Source organism: Tumebacillus permanentifrigoris (assembly GCF_003148565.1).
Lineage (GTDB): Bacteria > Bacillota > Bacilli > Tumebacillales > Tumebacillaceae > Tumebacillus > Tumebacillus permanentifrigoris.
In genome coordinates, this window is record NZ_QGGL01000016.1 from 89,490 (window position 1) to 106,494 (window position 17,005).

General features: G+C 52.2%; 11 protein-coding genes. 3 read left to right on the forward strand and 8 right to left on the reverse strand.

Translation table 11 applies throughout. From position 1 onward, the window contains the following. Nucleotides 1-24: 24 nt before the first annotated feature. From C7459_RS17265 to metG, 7 genes are all read right to left on the reverse strand, one after another. The gene (locus C7459_RS17265; protein ID WP_109690534.1) at nucleotides 25-2,268 is read right to left on the reverse strand and encodes a type I polyketide synthase; all 2,244 of its coding nucleotides are present in this window, start codon (nucleotides 2,266-2,268) and stop codon (nucleotides 25-27) included. A gap of 1 nt (nucleotide 2,269) precedes the next feature. Then, nucleotides 2,270-4,849, reverse strand: coding sequence for a non-ribosomal peptide synthetase (locus tag C7459_RS17270; RefSeq protein ID WP_109690535.1), 2,580 nt, complete (start codon nucleotides 4,847-4,849; stop codon nucleotides 2,270-2,272). Between the two features lie 233 nt (nucleotides 4,850-5,082). Further along, the gene (locus C7459_RS17275) at nucleotides 5,083-5,409 is read right to left on the reverse strand and encodes a hypothetical protein (protein WP_109690536.1); all 327 of its coding nucleotides are present in this window, start codon (nucleotides 5,407-5,409) and stop codon (nucleotides 5,083-5,085) included. 114 nt (nucleotides 5,410-5,523) lie between these two features. Then, nucleotides 5,524-8,082 (reverse strand): ABC transporter permease subunit, encoded by a 2,559-nt coding sequence (locus C7459_RS17280; protein WP_109690537.1) that lies wholly within the window; start codon nucleotides 8,080-8,082, stop codon nucleotides 5,524-5,526. A 1,009-nt stretch (nucleotides 8,083-9,091) separates the two neighbouring features. Continuing rightward, entirely contained in the window at nucleotides 9,092-10,279 is a 1,188-nt protein-coding gene (locus tag C7459_RS17290; RefSeq protein ID WP_109690539.1) for a helix-turn-helix domain-containing protein, read from the reverse strand. A 696-nt stretch (nucleotides 10,280-10,975) separates the two neighbouring features. Continuing rightward, nucleotides 10,976-11,752, reverse strand: a complete 777-nt coding sequence (locus C7459_RS17295) for a TatD family hydrolase (protein WP_109690540.1) — start codon at nucleotides 11,750-11,752, stop codon at nucleotides 10,976-10,978. A gap of 1 nt (nucleotide 11,753) precedes the next feature. Further along, nucleotides 11,754-13,808, reverse strand: coding sequence for a methionine--tRNA ligase (metG, locus tag C7459_RS17300; RefSeq protein WP_109690541.1), 2,055 nt, complete (start codon nucleotides 13,806-13,808; stop codon nucleotides 11,754-11,756). A 576-nt stretch (nucleotides 13,809-14,384) separates the two neighbouring features. Here metG and C7459_RS17305 point away from each other — a divergent pair. Then, nucleotides 14,385-14,624 carry an AbrB/MazE/SpoVT family DNA-binding domain-containing protein gene (locus C7459_RS17305; protein ID WP_109690542.1) on the forward strand — a complete coding sequence of 80 codons (240 nt, stop codon included), beginning with the start codon at nucleotides 14,385-14,387 and terminating at the stop codon, nucleotides 14,622-14,624. Nucleotides 14,625-14,755: 131 nt separating this feature from the next. On the opposite strand, the gene C7459_RS24040 is transcribed toward C7459_RS17305, so the two are convergent. Then, the gene (locus C7459_RS24040) at nucleotides 14,756-14,878 is read right to left on the reverse strand and encodes a hypothetical protein (RefSeq protein WP_281272786.1); all 123 of its coding nucleotides are present in this window, start codon (nucleotides 14,876-14,878) and stop codon (nucleotides 14,756-14,758) included. 240 nt (nucleotides 14,879-15,118) lie between these two features. Between C7459_RS24040 and C7459_RS17315 the strand changes: the two genes are divergently transcribed. Both C7459_RS17315 and C7459_RS23025 read left to right on the forward strand, forming a co-directional pair. Further along, entirely contained in the window at nucleotides 15,119-15,946 is an 828-nt protein-coding gene (locus tag C7459_RS17315; protein ID WP_109690544.1) for a hypothetical protein, read from the forward strand. An 11-nt stretch (nucleotides 15,947-15,957) separates the two neighbouring features. Next, a complete protein-coding gene (locus C7459_RS23025) occupies nucleotides 15,958-16,365 on the forward strand; it encodes a hypothetical protein (RefSeq protein ID WP_146201033.1) in 408 nt (135 codons plus the stop codon). The last annotated feature ends 640 nt before the right edge of the window (nucleotides 16,366-17,005 follow it).

Here is a 17,005-nt window from a genome sequence, read left to right on the forward strand (position 1 = left end):
TCGTCCCTCCCTTGCCCCCATCTCCTACTCTCGCAAAAACGCCAGCGCTTGCTCGATCGTACACCTGCCCGCCGCGATCTCATCCAGCAAGCGATGCAAGTCGTCCGCACTGTGCTCGGGGCGCTCCGCCTCAACAGCAAGTTCTGGCGAAGGCGGTTCGTCTGCCAGACGTTGCGCCAACCGTGCAATCGACGAGTGGGCAAACAAGTCGGTCAGCTTCACCTGTTCTGGGTACAAGCTCTGCAAGTGTCCAAACACGATCTGCAACAGAATCGAATTGCCGCCCATATCAAAAAAGCTATCCTGTATGTTGATCTCCGCAAGCCCCAACACCCGGTAGCAGACGTCTGCGAGTTGGCGTTCGATGTCGGTGTACGCGTTGTCCTCCCGACCGGTCAGCACGATCCCGTTGGACGGGGTGCAGACCGAGCCTGGGAATTCCTCTGCCGTCACCGCCACCTCGTTGCGCGCAGGTTGTGCAGTCTCTGGAACGTCCACCCAGCAACACACCCGGTCGAATGGGTAGGTGGGCAGATGCACAAAGTCGATGCGTTTGCGCGCATACACGCGCTGGAACTCCACCTGTTCTCCGCTCATGTACGCATCGGCGACCGTCTGCATCTCCTCGGTGCTGGGCACGAGCTGCCCCGATTCCAACCAAGCGATCAGGGCAGACACAGCCTCTGCTTTATCAGAAGCGACCACCGCGATGCGATGGGAAAAGTGGGCTCGTCCCAAGCCCGCTGTGTAACAGACTTGCTCCCACGTCGCTTCTGACGCCGGTAACGTTTCCACAAAACGCTGCGCCAGTCTGCGCAACGACTCCGGCGTCATCGCCGAGAGCGCGAGCAGCTGCGGCACGCGGCGCTCTGGCGCTTTTTCCCGCAGGGGGGCTTCCTCCAGCACGACATGTGCATTGGTCCCGCTGAATCCGAAGGAGCTGACCCCGCATCGGCGCGGTGTCTCCCCCGCCGACCAAGCCCGCCGCCGGCTGTTCACGTAAAAAGGCGTCTCCACAAACTTGATCTGCCGGTTCGGCTCCTGCACGTGCAACGTGGGCGGAAGTTCGCGATGGTGCAGGGCGAGCGCTGCCTTGATCAGCCCGACGACTCCGGCCGTCTGGTAGGTGTGCCCGATGTTCGACTTCAGCGACCCGATGCCGACGAACTGCTTGCGATCGGTATAGCGTGCGAAGGCGCGGGTCAGTCCGTTCAGTTCGATCGGATCCCCGATCTTGGTCCCCGTTCCGTGCGCCTCCACATAGGACAGCGTCGACGGGTCGATGTTGGCATCCTTCCACGCCCGCACCAACACATCGGTCTGCGCCTGTGCATTGGGAAATGTGATGCCTGCCGAGAGACCGTCTTGGTTGACGGCACTGCCCTTGATCACTGCATAGATCGGGTCGCCATCCTGCAAGGCTTGTTCCAGCGGCTTCAACAGCACACAGCCCACGCCTTCTCCCATCGCCGTGCCATCTGAACGGTTGTCAAACGCCCGCGTCTTGCCGTCTGACGAATCGATGCCGACTTTGGCATGTTCCTGTTCGAGCGGGATCAGGTTCAAGCGCACCCCACCGGCCAACGCCATCTCGCAATCGCCCGTGCGGATCGCCGTACACGCTTGGTGCACGGCGACCAGCGAGGAGGAACAAGCGGTGTCGATCAGCATCGCAGGGCCTTTCAAGTCGAGCAGGTAGGAAATTCGGCTGGCGACGATCCCCGAGAGATTGCCAGGAACGGATGCCGGGCGCATCAGTGGATCGACATCAAGTTCATCGATTAACTGCCGATAATTGTAGCCCGCGAGGTCCCCGACATGCCCGACATAGACCCCCGTTCGCGTTCCGACAGCTCGTGGACCGCCATACCCCGCATCCTCCAACGCCTCCCACGCGCATTCCAAAAACAACCGCTGGTCTGGGCTCATCAAACTGGCTTCGGTCGGCAACATCCGAAAAAACTTCGCATCGAACCGTTCGATGCCCTCCAGATAGCCGCCTGGGGTGTACGTGCGCTCCGGCGACTTGCCGATGTAGTCCAAAAAGCGATCGGCATATCGCCGCCGCTCGATCGGAAACGACTGCGTACAGCCCACGCCCTCGCGGATGTTGTGCCAAAACGCCTCCACGCTGTCTGCCATCGGCACGCGCAACGCCATGCCGATCACCGCGATGTCCCGCTGGCGGATCTCCTCTGGAGACGGGAGATCGACTTCAAAGTCGTCCAGTACGAGCTGGTCGAGCTGTAGATCAGACAATTGCAGCATGCTATTCTCTCCCGCTCGAAGATTTCCCCGCTAGATGGAGCAACAGTTTGACGTAGAGCGTCAGCAATTCCTTCATTTTGGCAGCACGCAGACGCCGCCCGGCAAACTGGCAGGCGAGTCGCAACCCGTCCTCAAACTCCTCCACCCAACAGACCAGATCGAAGACCTGCAACCACTCCACATGCCCCACCCGCGTCTCGCGGTGGAAAAAGCAAGTCAGGATGCCTTGCTCCTCCTCCCGGCGCGCCATCCCGAGCAATTCGGAAAACGCGATGAGCTCCCGCGGCGTGGCCAGTTGCTCGCGCACATGATGGAGCGCATCCGATAGCGACTCCACAGCGGACAAGTCCAACTCCAGTGCGGCGACCTGATCGTCTTCGATCACCACCGACAGTTGGACGCTTGCCTTCGCCGTGACTTGGGTCAGCAAATTCGCGAAGACCAGCGCGAGCAAGTCTAGCAAAGACCCCTGCATCTCACTCGCCAACTGCCGCAAAAGCTCCACGATCGGAGCCGGAACTCGGGCGTGCAACGTCTCGATCCCGCCCACTTCATGCGGAGGCGCTAGGTAGGCTTGCGGAAATTGCACAGGCTTTAGCGTGACCGCACGCGGTGTAGCGAGGATGTGATCCGCCATCTGCCGAATCGTCGGCAACGAGTAGGGATCGCTGATCTGCACACGCTGGGGATAGAGCGCCTCCAATTGACCGACGATCTGGGCGACCAGCGTCGACTTGCCTCCGAGTTCAAAAAAATTGTCCTCCACGGAGATCGACTCCTGCTCCAGAACCTCCTGCCACAGGCCCAAGATCGTCGCCTCCACCTCGTTGCGCGGCGGGATCACCTGCACCGCCGCTTCCAACTCTTGCATGTACACCTGCAGATCTGCCAGTGTCATGTCGAACTCCCCACTCTGGAACTGCTCCCCGAGCTTGTAGCGTTGGACTTTTCCACTGGTGGTCTTCGGAATCGCTCGCACAGGCAACACATGGTCAAGTTGCAACCCGACCAGGCGAGCGATGTAGCGTTTGAGTTGCAGGGCGAGCGGTGCAAACTCCCTGAGGTGGTGCTTGAAGGCCACGAACAAGAGGATCAGATCGCGCTGGAGCGTAGGGTCAAAAACGCCGGTGACGGCGACTTTTCCAAGCTCGATGCCCTCGATGCCTTCCGCGACACGCTCCACATCGTGTGGGTAGATGTTCTGCCCGTTGACGAACAGGATGTCCTTGGCACGACCGGTCACCACCAGTCGCCCCTCGCGCAGGAATCCGAGATCGCCCGTGTTCAACCAGCCGTCAGCCGTGCGGACAAGCTCGGTCGCCTCTGGGTTGTTGTAATATCCCGGCGTGACCGACGCGCCGCAGATCTGGATATACCCGACGTGCATCTCGTCCAGCACTTCCCCCGCTTCTCCGCAGATGCGCAGCTCCAGCTCGCGAATCGGTGTGCCGACATCGACAAAGGAAGACTCGTACATGTGGCTTTCCGGCTCCGTCACTTCCTCCACACGACCTCCGAGCACCAGCGTCCGACGATCGACGCGGACTTGGCGCATCTCTTCGCCTGGCGCGGGAAATACCGCTCCAACCGTCGCTTCAGCGAGGCCGTACACCGGGAACATCGCCGTGCGCCGCAACCCATACGGAGCCAAGTCATCCAAAAAGCGGTTGCACAGCTCATAGGAAATCGGTTCCGCTCCATTGAAGATGACGCGCAGGGCAGACAAATCCCATTCGGCGGCACGCGCAGGCTTGAACGTGGTCAGGAACAGCTTGTACCCGAAGTTTGGCGATGAGGTCAGCGTCACGCGATGTTCGCTGATTTTCGCCAACCAGAGCGCAGGTCGACGTACAAACAGCGGAGTCGGGATCAAATAGAAGGGAAGACTCGCATACAGCGCCATCAAGTGCATGCCGATCAGCCCCATATCATGGGTCAGCGGCATCCAACTCAAAACAGAGTCACCGGCACCCGCTCGCACGCCGGCGACGATGGCTGCGAGATTGCTCACGACATTGGCGTGTGTCAGGACGACACCCTTCGGATCGCCTGTGGAGCCGGACGAGAACTGGATGAAGGCGATCTCCTCTGGCGTTGCTTCATAGAGGTCACCAAGTGGTGCGTCTGGAAGCGCAGCGGCGCGGACCAGTTCGTCCGTGTAGATCAGACGACTCTCCATCTCCCGAACTGCGGGTTGCTTGTCCATGTGCGCCACGAAGTGCTGCCACCCGTCCGCTGTAGTGACCAACATCGGTTGCTGCAGGACGTTCCAGATCTGCACCAGCTTCAAGCGATGTTCGGCTGTCGTTCCGACGGTGGAGGGCACGGGTACGATTCCCCCCAGCACACAAGCCCAAAACACATCCAAAAACACCTGCTCCTCCTGCACCTGCAAAACCAGTTCTTGGCGCGGACGCAGACCTTTTTTTTGCAAGACATGCAGGACGCGTCGTGCACGCGTGTAGAGGTCTCGATAGCGAATCGACGTTTCGTCGTGACTGCCGTTGATCAACATGACCCCGGTTTCAGCATGTTCCTGCACCCGTTGCAAGGTATCGATCAGTGTCTTGTCCTGCCCCATTGCTCCTCCACCTGCCCAAATGAGATACGTACTGTATTGAACGATAATAATAAATTAACCGAGCCAATTCGACTTAGAAACATTATATCGCCTACATACCCAAAAATCTAGCAAATTGTTAAGTAAAAGAAAGGATATCATAAATGCATCTTCAATAAAACATGCCAATATTTGTATACGGCTTTGGTGCAAAAAAAGACCGCCACGCGCAGGGCGTGACGGTCTTTTTGGAACTAGCGGTAGGTGCCTTGGAATTGGGCGGTGACGGGGACTTGTTGCTCGGTGAAGCGAATCGTTTGTTCCAGTTGGTTGCATACTTGGGAGACCTGTTGCAAACGTTGCAGCGCGACTTCGTGACCTTGCAGGCTGAACTGGATGTTGCGAACGGCTTGCTGTTCGCGTTGCGCCAGTTGTTGGAGGACTTCGGCGTTTTGGCGTTCTTGTTGGAGCATTTGTTGGTAGACTTGGTTCGCTTGCTGCGTTTGTTGCACCAGTTGTTGAATGGCTTGCTGGCACTGTACGAGTTGTTGCTGGATCTGGGTCGTTTGCGTATTCGGCATGGAATCAGCCTCCTCAAGTTGGGGTTGTGTGTTTGACCACCTCCGGTAGTATGGCAAAAAGCAACCCCCTGCACTCGTCGAGTGGCAACATTGCACAAAACTCTCGCCAGTACCTTATTTAGGCTCTTCTCGACCCGCTATTACATAGTGATTATCCACCTGCAGAACCCACACTTCCGACTGACCGTTTTTATCCAGTACTGAAATCTCCAGTTCAACTCCTTGGTACATGGACTTTCCTTTTGGGATTTCCGGAACTCCCCCAATTCTCACCAATTGGTAGCCCCGGTCTGTAAAAGCAGTCATCCAAGCATCAAAAGGCTTCACAGGTTTGCTAATGTCCTGCGAACCATCCATGATGTAACTGGAGGCCATATCCCATTTCCCTTGAATTAAATAGCGCAAAAAGCCTTCCGCAACATTTCGGCAACCAACTTTGAAATCTTCTACCTGCTTAGCAGAAGGTTCCGCACTTGGTATTGACGGTACATTCTCCAAGGTCGGAGGTACTTGACTCGTAAGCTTCTCAGACATAGTAGATGGCATTTTAAGGGTGATGACGATCAACATACAAATCGAAATGGTTACCCCGGCTGTTGTCAACATGCGGGGCTCCATAAAACGATAAGGATTTTTGGCCGGTTGTATACGAGGATATTCAAAACGACGTTGCATTTGGTTTGAGAAAAACATCAGGCAGAGAATCGTAAGCGTCATGGCTGCACCAGCACTCAAAATGATCCAAGGGTAGGAGCGGATCACTCGAACGCCATACGCAATCATTCCCCCCCATTCTCCAGTGGTTGTCAGCGGGAAAAAGTTCCCTTCCCCGACACCAAACATCTCCCCACCACCAAAAAAGAACCCTAACACTGCCAACTGTCCCATAACGAACAAAACTTGCACCAGTTCCACGATGGCTGCATAGATCAATTCCAGCCGCAGTTGTGGAACGAGATGCACCCGCATGATCCGCCATGTGGAAGAACCCATCGTTCGTGCGGAATCAATATACAAGCTATCTCGATAAAATTGCGCTCTCGCTGAGAACTGCCCCGCAATCTGAAAGACTCCCAAGAACACCAACAAGCAGATCAAAATCACGCTAAACAGCACGCCTCCTGATTCCCCTATGGATTGAAACCCCAAACCTTGTTGGGAAAGTCCGTAGAGGACTGGAAATACTAGCAACAAGGAAGGAACTGACGATGTGATGATGTTCATCCAAGCCAACGGTTCTTTACCCTTGCCAGTCAGTCCTGACCACATCCCCATTGGTACACCGATGAGTAGCCGTAGCACCGTTACGCAGAGAGCAAATCCAAACGTATACCGCGCCCCGTTTACCAATAGACTCAGTACGTCCAAACCCCTGTGATCAGTACCCAACCAATGTCGGCTGCTTGGAGCAAAGGGGGGCGTGACATACTTGACGACTCCGTCGACCTGCTCTGTGATCCATTGAATCCGATCTCCCGTACCGATCGTATGCGGCATCAGCCACCCGCCTGCCACAATAACGAACACCAGAAGTGAAAATGCGATCCAAGACAGCCCGTACAAAAGGCTGTCTTTTCGCGAATATGGCTTTTTCGTTGCGCTGATGGCTCCACCTTCATGTTTTATCGAGAATTTGCGTTGCATGACAAACGATACGATGTGGGCTGTGATGACGACAACAGACAAAATCGCACAGGTCGTTGTGAGTGACGTGACCCGAACCAAATCTTTGTTGACCGCATATCCACCCAGCCCAAAAATACCGCACATAACTTCCGCAACAAGTAACGATGTGATCGATAACGCAATGGTACGTGGGAGGACTGCAAGTAGGTCAGGATAGGTATTTCGCAAGATATGGTGAAACAAAACCTTGCTCTTGGACAGCCCTTTACTGTAGGCCGTCCTCACATAGGACTGCTCCCATTCACGCTCGATGGCCAGCCGCACGACACCATACAGCAAAATCCCCGGCAGGATCGCAATCGACAACATCGGAATGACAAAGGGGATATCATCTGAAAACTGCATAATGGAAAACACTTTGTATCCTGTTCGTTTTGCAATCATAATGGCACCAAATTGAAACAGCGTCACCATGAAGAAATCCGGGATTCCGAACAGTAACGCGTGAACTCCGTCAAACCATTTACCTAGTCTCGGTTTCCACGCGCCCAACACAACCAAGCCCAAACTACACACGACCCCAAGTCCAAGACCCGCCAGCAAATAGCCCAAAGACCTGGTCAATAAAACCATAAGTTGACCTGAAATATCGTACACTCGCTCCGGCCTTGATTTATAACTGAGGCCACCAAACTCGCCCTTTGCATACTGCATCACTTGTTGCTTGATGCTATACAAAAGTTTTTTTAAACTATAGTGCGGCTTCACTGTGACTTTTTCGACCTGTTTCACGCCTGGTAAGCGTTGCAATTGCTCTTGTAAATCATCAACCGCTCCATACGGTATTGCCACGAGACCTTTTTCGACGTCCAAGACCTGAATTCCCGAAAAGTTGGAAGTCATGTCTCCTAGTGCCATTCCCGGTCGGACGATGACCTGTAATACATCCTGTTCGTACTTGATAAACCCCTTGTCCAAGTTGCTAAACAGAAGCAAGCCCAAACACACGGCCAAGAGTAAACTGATCACCTTCCCAACTTGTTTCAAAATCCAATCACCTTCTCCCAGGGATTAACTCGCGGCCGTATCTAAATACCCTAACTTCCCAACTAAATCATCGAACGAATTGACAAAATCCATTTTCAATATATCCCCCTCGTCACTGAGGTAATAGAAAGCAGGACTTTTTTCACATAATACAGTTCCAAAGTAAGTGTAAACACTCCCAACCTGTTTCCCAAACACGGAGCATGAGATAATCTTTCCTCAGAATGAAGCGAGGGGGATTTTTTTATGCCTCAAACTGAGGGTAGACATGAATAGGACGAAACATCAAGAAGTTTCGGATTAATTCGACTTAGAATACTACTTCTAGGATGAATTACGCCGAGTAGATCCATACCTTCGGATGTTACAAACTGCTTATGTTTCCCTATCGGGGTAGTAGTCACCATTAAAGTACACATCTAGAACATACTTGCACAATTCCAATCGCAAGTGAGGTATCGATTTTCCCTTCATGATCTCATCAATCAGAGCAAGAGCTTCCTCTTTGTCAAAAGGCAGACCGTTTGGCAAGTCAAGTTTTCGCTTGATGCGTTGATACATTTCTGTCTTCATATTGAAATCATGTTTTAACATGAATGCGTCTAGGTCATCTGGTCTCAAAAGAAAAAAATCAACTCCTGTTTCTTTACTCGATAATGGTTAAAGTTCTCCCGTAACGAGCTATGTAACGGATGACTCACGAAGAATCGTTGTCGGTCGTAATCCGTGTGGTGAAACTCTGATAAATGGATTTGAGAATCAGGGAAACGGCGATCATCACTGACTGTCATTATTAATTTGGCACAGGTTCATGTCATCTCAATAATGACAAAATAAAGCCCCTCGTCTACAACTGCAACGAGGGGGATGGGGTTCTTAGTCTGTAACGGAAACGATTCCTGACGGCTCTGGTCCATACCATTGCGCCGATTTGGTAACGCTCGTACCTGCAAGCACGAATCCAGCTACTGCAAGAAACGCAAGACCGAACAAGATTCTTCCTTTCACCCTAAAAGCCCTCCCTATCATAGAACTCGGAATTATCGCGCGAATATTTCCGCTCAAGTTCATAGTAACGCATTGCAGACTCAGCGTCACCACGTTTCACGTAATACTCGAAAAGGCACTTACACGCAAGGGTTTGACCTTCAACACTAGCTTGTAAATCCATTGCAATATTGTCAGCGTATGTTGGGTCATCCTTCAATACTGTATACATGACCTGTAACTTACGCCAATCATCGGGGAACTGTTTTATGACCGATTCATGCTGTTCTGCAATCTGGATTGCGGTCTCATACTGGTGTAACTTAATAAGGGCACGTACATACTCCTTAACAGCACCAACGAGAATATCTTCGCAATCTAGAATACTATCGAATACGGAATCCAACACCTTCACAGAAGCTTCATAATTCCCTGAGAGATACTCGATTCTCGCCACGTTGAGATGCCCGTAGCCAATTTGCTTCATATTATTGGTTTTACGGAAGTATTCAAGCGATTCATACGCAAATTTCTTCGAAGACTCCAAGTTTCCACGATCACCATACATCACCATTCTGGCGTAGGCAATCATGCCTAATGTGTTAGGATCATCAGCAGCAGTCCGTTCGACAAATTGGAGCATTTCATTCGCACCGCCATAGTCTTTAAGTCTGGTACTTGTCAACATCAGGTTCTCAGAAACGATCTTCAACAAACGAGTGTCCTCGAAAGCGCGTTGCATTTCTCTCGCAAAGAACAACGCTTTTTTCCACGATTCATGTGCATCCTCGAACTGTTGCATGAGATACTGCGCTCTACCTAAGTTGTTGAAAGCAAATCCACGTTCAGTTGAACCAAACGCAGTCTCAACTAGTTCGTGAGCAATGGAATGCGCGCGCATGAGCATCACTTTCGTTCTCGTCGTGGCTTTCAGCAGAGTGACCAATTCCTCCTCCTTCTTGAAGGTGTCCAATTGCCGTAGGCGTTGTTCTGTCAGGCCCAACCCGTCTGCAATCTTTTCGACCAACAAAAGCGAAATCGGACGATTGCCCAACAGAGTCTGTCTGAAAGTTTCACGATTCTCACCCAATCTCTCCGCAAAAGCTCGAATCGTGAAAGCATTCCCTTTTTCCTGCATGATTTCGAGAATCCGTCTGCCAATCGGAATTTTACCAATGGTCATTGTAGCTGTATATTCAACCGTAGTCATAGGCTCCGTACCTCCGATGTTGAATTTCTATGTTTAATGGTAAGAAATTGGTCATATTATTCCACCGTTCAATTATAGTGAACTCGCTATGATTTGTACATATTCTGTTTATACAATTTAGAAATATCCTTGCAACTTTGTTCATGTTTGTTCACGGGTCCTAGAAGCTCGTTACAGAAGCGTGGCATCAGGCTAGACATGCTGGGATTGGGTCTAGACCATGCTTCATGAAGCACGGAGGGGTGTTGGCAAACAATAATTTTTGCATCCGACGACAATCGGCTTGATCGCACGTTCACTTCGAATACGCGACCGCCAGCACTAGAGCGCCTTTCCGCAAAACGCGGGGCTTCTGAGTCGCAGTAACACCGACAACTCATCCAAAACAGGGTAGCTACGCTCCTGTCGGATGATAGGTCGCTCTTCTGACGAGAGCTGTTTGTTCTCACTCTCAATGGCAAAGAGACGATTGCAAAACTGGAAACCCTCCCTCGCCGTGACAGCTCCAGTTGACCAAAAAACGCAAGTAACCTAAGTAAAAGAGAGTGAACGGAAACGTTCTCTCTCTTTTTATTGACCATTCTTCGCGCAAAAAAACACCCCTACTTAGAATTCATTGAGGAAGCCTTTTCTCAATGACTACTTGAAGGGGTGCATATGAAACGAAATGACAAGCGGGTACCCATTTAGTAAAACCTAAAAGCGGAAAATCTCGTTCGCATTCTTGGTCGTCTGCAAGGCGATCTCTTCATACGAGAGCTCGCGCAGGGCGGCGATTTTTTCTGCGACGTGGCGGACGTAGGCGGGTTCGTTGCGCTTGCCACGGTGCGGTTCGGGTGTCAGGTATGGGGCGTCCGTTTCGACGAGCAGGCGGTCGAGCGGGACTTTGGCGGCCACTTCCTGTGGGCGTTTGCCGTTTTTGAACGTGACCGGGCCGCCGAAGGAGATGTAGAAGTTCAGCTTCATACACTCCTGTGCCATCTCCCACGATCCGGAGTAGCAATGCATGATCCCGCCGATCTGCGCGGCGTTTTCTTCCTTCAAGATCTTCAAGATGTCGCCGTGCGCCTCTCGGTCGTGGATGATGATCGGGCGGTTCAGTTCCTTGGCGATCGCGATCTGCTTGCGGAACATCTCGTCCTGCAACTCCGGCGTCGTCGTGTCCCAATGATAATCGAGGCCGATCTCCCCAATCGCCACGACCTTCTCCAACTTCGACCACTCGTAGAGCTTTTGGTAATGGTCATCTGTCAGGTCATTCAGGTCACACGGGTGGTAGCCGACTTGGGCATAGATGCCCTCGTACTGCTCTGCGATCTCGATCGCACGCAGGTTTGATTCGTAGTCATAGCTGGGGATCACGATCTTGCCGACCCCGTTTTCACGGGCACGGGTGATCAGGTCGCCCACTTCGTCTGCAAATTGCGGCGAGTTCAAGTGGCTGTGCGTGTCAATCAAGTACACATCCGACATCCTACTTCACCTGTGCGCCGTTCGGGATCGGCCCAGATACGGTCGCCAGCACGAGGTCGTCGCCTGCAGATGCTGCGAGGATCATGCCGTGCGATTCAACACCGCGCAGTTTGACCGGCTTGAGGTTGGCGACGAGGATGACTTTTTGGCCGACGAGCGCTTCCGGCTCGTAGTATTTCGCAATGCCGGAGACCACTTGGCGCTGCTCATCGCCCAGCGACAGTTGCAGTTTCAGCAGTTTGTCAGCCTTCGGGACACGCTCACACGCGATGACTTCTGCCACGCGCAGCTCCACTTTCATGAAATCGTCGATGCCGATCAGTGCGATGCCTTCAATTTCGGGGGTCGCAGCCGGAGCAGCGCCCGCCGGGGTTGCTTCGGTTTGCGCAGCTTCCGTTTTTACAGCTTCGCTGGTGGTTTTCGTTTCCAGGGTTGTGTGGGTTGCATTCGTTTCAGACACAGGTTTGCCTCCTAGCATTTCTACGATGGCCTCGACCTCGACTTTCACATCAAGGCGCGGGAACAGTGCATTGCCTTTGTTCACTTTGATACCGCTCGGCAAGTTGCCGAACTCGCGGGTGGACTCCCAAGACGTCGCCACACCCGGCTCCAACCCCAGTTGCTCCCAGATCAGCGCCGGAGACTTGATGAGGAACGGTTGCACCAACACCGAGGTGATGCGCAGTGATTCCGCGAGGTTGTAGAGCACGGTGTTCAGGCGGGACTTCTGTGCGTCGTCCTTCGCCAGCGCCCACGGTGTGGTCTCGTCGATGTATTTATTGGTACGGGACACGAGATCCCAGATCGCGCCAAGTGCGAGCGAGAACTGCATGTTGTCCAGATATTCCTCCGCTCGCTTCACGCTGTCGGTCGCCAACGCATACAGCGTCACATCAAAGTCGGTCGCGTCCCCACGCTCCGGGATGATCCCGTCGTTGTACTTCTCAATCATCGCCACCGTCCGCGACAACAAGTTGCCGAGGTCGTTCGCCAGATCGGAGTTCAGACGGTGTACAAACGCTTCCGGCGTGAACTGCCCATCCTGCCCAAACGGCACTTCGCGCAGCATGAAGTAACGCAACGCATCCAACCCATAGCGCTCGATCAACGGCACCGGATCGACGACGTTGCCTTTGGACTTCGACATTTTGTCGCCGCCGGAGAGGAAGAACCCGTGTCCGAACACTTTTTTCGGCAACGGCAAGTCGAGCGCCATCAAGAAGATCGGCCAGTAGATCGTATGGAAGCGCACGATGTCTTTGCCGATCACGTGGACATCGGCCGGCCAGAACTTGTTGTACTTTTGTTGCAGCTCCGGGTCATCTGAACCGTACCCGATCGCCGTAATGTAGTTGGTCAGCGCATCCAGCCAGACGTAGATGACATGCTCCGGGTCGGAAGGCACTTGAATCCCCCACGAGAACGTCGTGCGCGAAACGCAGAGGTCTTGCAGACCTGGACGCAGGAAATTGTTCAGCATCTCGGTTTTGCGGGACTCCGGCTCGATAAACTCCGGGTGCTCCTCATAGTACTGGATCAGGCGATCCGCGTACTTGCTCATGCGGAAGAAGTACGACTTCTCGCTCGTCTCTTCCACGCCACGGCCACAGTCTGGGCAGTTGCCACTCGCACCCTTGATCTGCGTCTCCGTCCAGAACGACTCACACGGGGTACAGTACAGGCCGGAATATTCCGCGAGGTAGATGTCGTCTTGGTCGAGCAGGCGTTGGAAAATGCTCTGCACGACGACTTTGTGACGGTCTTCGGTGGTGCGGATGAAGTCGTCATAGGAGATGTCGAGCTTGCTCCACAGGTCTTGGATGCCCTCCACGATGCGGTCGACAAATGGCAGCGGGGCCAAGCCCGCTTTTTCCGCGCGCTCTTGGATTTTCTGGCCGTGTTCGTCCGTGCCAGTCAGGAACATCACATCGTAGCCGCGCAGACGCTTGTAACGCGCCATCGCGTCGCAAGCCGATGTCGTGTACGCGTGACCGATGTGCAGTTTGTCAGACGGATAGTAGATTGGGGTCGTGATGTAAAACGCAGGATTCGCCATCCTGAAACTCCTCCTTAGATGTACAAATAAAAAAAGCCCTCATCCCGAAAAACTGCCGGGACGAGAGCTGTCTCTCGCGGTACCACCTGGCTTCGCGCTCTGCCTCACGACAAAACGCCTCCACGGGTCTATCGCTAGACCACTGGGCGCTAACGGGCCCTCCCGTCAAAGCCTCAAGTCGTTTCTCCATGAAAAAACGAACTCTCGACTCCAAAAGCTCCGGAACCATTTTCGCCGCGCGCTGCTCCTGCCGGTTTCCACCCTCCCGGCTCTCTGGTGAAGTTCGCTTGCGGGTACTTATTCCATCATCGCATAGACTATCTTTTCCACACGCTAACACAATATACATACACCGTCAAGATTGCGGTTTCCATTTTCCAATCAGAAACTGATTTACCGCTCATTTTCGAAAAAAAGGGCATTCCCAGAAAATTACTCACCCAAAAGTTCCTATTTTCCTCCCAAACCTATTGACTGTTATGGGAGTAATTGGTACGCTAGTGATGTCGAAAGTTTGTCGAACCATGTAGAATCAAAATACAGATAAAAATCCGAACAAATGGGAGAGTGTCAACAATGAAATCTACAGGTATCGTACGCAAGGTTGATGAACTGGGCCGTGTCGTCATTCCGATCGAGCTGCGCCGAACGCTGGGTATTGGCGAGAAGGACGCACTGGAAATCTACGTCGATGGCGAGCGCATCGTCCTGAAAAAATACGAGCCGGCTTGCGTATTCTGCGGGTCTGCTGACGAAATCATTCACTTCCGCGGCAAGAACATCTGCTCTGCATGCATTGGCGATATGAGCCGCTAAGTATAGAGTACGGAAAAAGCCTCGGAGCCTTGGTGCTCCGGGGCTTTTTTGCATCTCGATGCACGTGCGACTGCGGAAAAAAGGCAGCGGGCCCGTTTTGGCCCGCTGCCTTTTTTGCGTGGAAATGGGCGTTAGTCCACCATGACTTCGTTGTAGACTTCGCGCTTTTGCAGGCCGCGGTCTTTGGCGACTTGCTTGATCGCGTCCTTTTTTGCAAGCCCTGTTTCGACAAGTTTTTCGACATGTTCCGACAAATCGAGTGTTTCCCACCACGGTTTTTCGACAAAATCTTTTACCAGTTCTGGTGCTAGTCCGGCGAGCACGAGGACGTATTCACCACGGGGTTGATTTTCCGAAAACCATGCTATTGCATCGCTGATTTTCCCACGGGAAAATTGCTCAGTTCGACTTGAAATTTCTGGGTTGCACGGTGATTTCTGTTACTGTAAGATGTAAATGCAGAATTCGTTACATAATAATTATGAGGTATAACAATGAAAAAATTTTTGTTATTGTCGGTCGGCTTTATCGCATTAGCATCTATTGCAAATCCAGCATCCGCCACCCAACTTCCCAAAGCAAAAGCCAAGATCTCTGGAACAGTAACCAATGAATTGACCGCTCACTACGACAATGTACCTAGTGAAATCTTGGAGAAGTTCAGATTAATAGCAGCCAATGACAATAATTTCAAGCTCTATGAGGACAAGAAGGGTAGTGTAGACGTTGTAAAAGTGTACCCAGCACTTCAGGGGTTGGTATTTGTAAACGGACAAGCAGCAACCGTTGCTCCTGATGGTTCTTACACAGCCGAAGTAGAAATTGGAAAAGACGTTTCTGTCGATTTAAAAGTGAATGGGAAAATAAAAGCACAGCGTATCGCCAATGCTACTGGTGACCTCCAGATGAACATCAAAAAGACCCAAGACTTTGATAGTTTCTTTGCAAGTATGGCCGCTTCGCCAACAACGCCTTCCAATGGAGATGTTCAAGGGGTGGTTATTGGCGATGGCAGCAGTGGCCCCTACCCTGGGCAAACGACTGGCCAATATGTTCGTTTCGGCGAGCATGTCCACTGCAATCGTTTCAACGGCCCATACTCTGACAATCGTTACTGGCCGCAAGGTTACCCAGCATCCATTGCTGATTTTGATGGCAGCGATTGCGATATTGCAAATATCTGGTGGGGTTGTACTTCTCCAGGGGCAGACACAGAGTGTGATGGATTGAATGTATATGGGTACGGAGTTTATGATTGCTCAGTCTACAATACCTCATCTTGGTACATGACCTTCTGGCCGAGAAGCCGCGCTGGTCTCTAAGCGAGTTGCAGATGCGATCTCTGACGCTTGCATTGCTGTGCACCTTATTTCTGATAACTGGTTGCCAATCAAACACCAAGGTTACCGCAGACATTCAAGCCCAAAAACCTGCTGAGTCTGCCAATCCGTATACGGAGCTGCATTCTGTTATTACATCTCAGCTACATGGGCATCACTGCGTATTAAATATCCGTTTTCAAGGTTCTTATGTGCTAGCAGATGCTGACAAAATTACCGCAGAGCTTACAGGGTCAGGACTGTCCGCCCCAATTCCTGTGGAAATAAGAAAAGCGGGTACGAATCTGTACGCTGGACAGGTGATGACACCTGGAAAAGGTACTTGGCAAGTAGTCGTTCGAATCCATGATCAACAGAATCATTCTCAAGAATTTTTCTACGACTTATCTGTTAACGAATAATCGAATCAGGAAAGGAGCTTACTTTGAAACTCTTCGTACGATCTGGGATTGTTCTTGTAGCTGGGTTCATCTTGTTGTCCCTGTATTGGCATTCCCCTTTTCGGGTACAGCACGCCATTCAACAGGATCTCTCAAATCTATTGGAATCAAAAGATCAGGTTGCAATGGCTCAGGTAGCTGACGATGCTACCGCGAAGTTCTTGCATGGACTTCCGATACATGAAGAATTCGAAAGCATCACTGATGCCCAAGGAGCCAACAAGTTGTCAACTGGCTATGAATACTATCATGTAGGGGTTCTGCAAGATCGACATGTTGACATCTATGTTCAAGAGGATCGGGATACTTGGTTTCGTAAAATCTTCCCCTTTGATTACGTTACTAAGTTCCAAGTGCGATGATGTTGAAAAAAGGCAGCGGGCCCGTTTTGGCCCGCTGCCTTTTTTTTGCTGGAAATGGGCGTTAGTCCACCATGACTTCGTTGTAGACTTCGCGCTTTTGCAGGCCGCGGTCTTTGGCGACTTGCTTGATCGCGTCCTTTTTTGCAAGCCCTGTTTCGACAAGTTTTTCGACATGTTCCGACAAATCGAGTGTTTCCCACCACGGTTTTTCGACAAAATCTTTTACCAGTTCTGGTGCG

Coding starts and splice junctions, on each gene's coding strand:
- C7459_RS17265 (WP_109690534.1), bottom strand. CDS start 2,268: ATGCTGCAATTGTCTGATCTACAGCTCGACCAGCTCGTACTGGACGAC.
- C7459_RS23025 (WP_146201033.1), top strand. CDS start 15,958: ATGCGATCTCTGACGCTTGCATTGCTGTGCACCTTATTTCTGATAACT.
- C7459_RS17315 (WP_109690544.1), top strand. CDS start 15,119: ATGAAAAAATTTTTGTTATTGTCGGTCGGCTTTATCGCATTAGCATCT.
- C7459_RS17295 (WP_109690540.1), bottom strand. CDS start 11,752: ATGTCGGATGTGTACTTGATTGACACGCACAGCCACTTGAACTCGCCG.
- metG (WP_109690541.1), bottom strand. CDS start 13,808: ATGGCGAATCCTGCGTTTTACATCACGACCCCAATCTACTATCCGTCT.
- C7459_RS17290 (WP_109690539.1), bottom strand. CDS start 10,279: ATGACTACGGTTGAATATACAGCTACAATGACCATTGGTAAAATTCCG.
- C7459_RS17270 (WP_109690535.1), bottom strand. CDS start 4,849: ATGGGGCAGGACAAGACACTGATCGATACCTTGCAACGGGTGCAGGAA.
- C7459_RS17275 (WP_109690536.1), bottom strand. CDS start 5,409: ATGCCGAATACGCAAACGACCCAGATCCAGCAACAACTCGTACAGTGC.
- C7459_RS17305 (WP_109690542.1), top strand. CDS start 14,385: ATGAAATCTACAGGTATCGTACGCAAGGTTGATGAACTGGGCCGTGTC.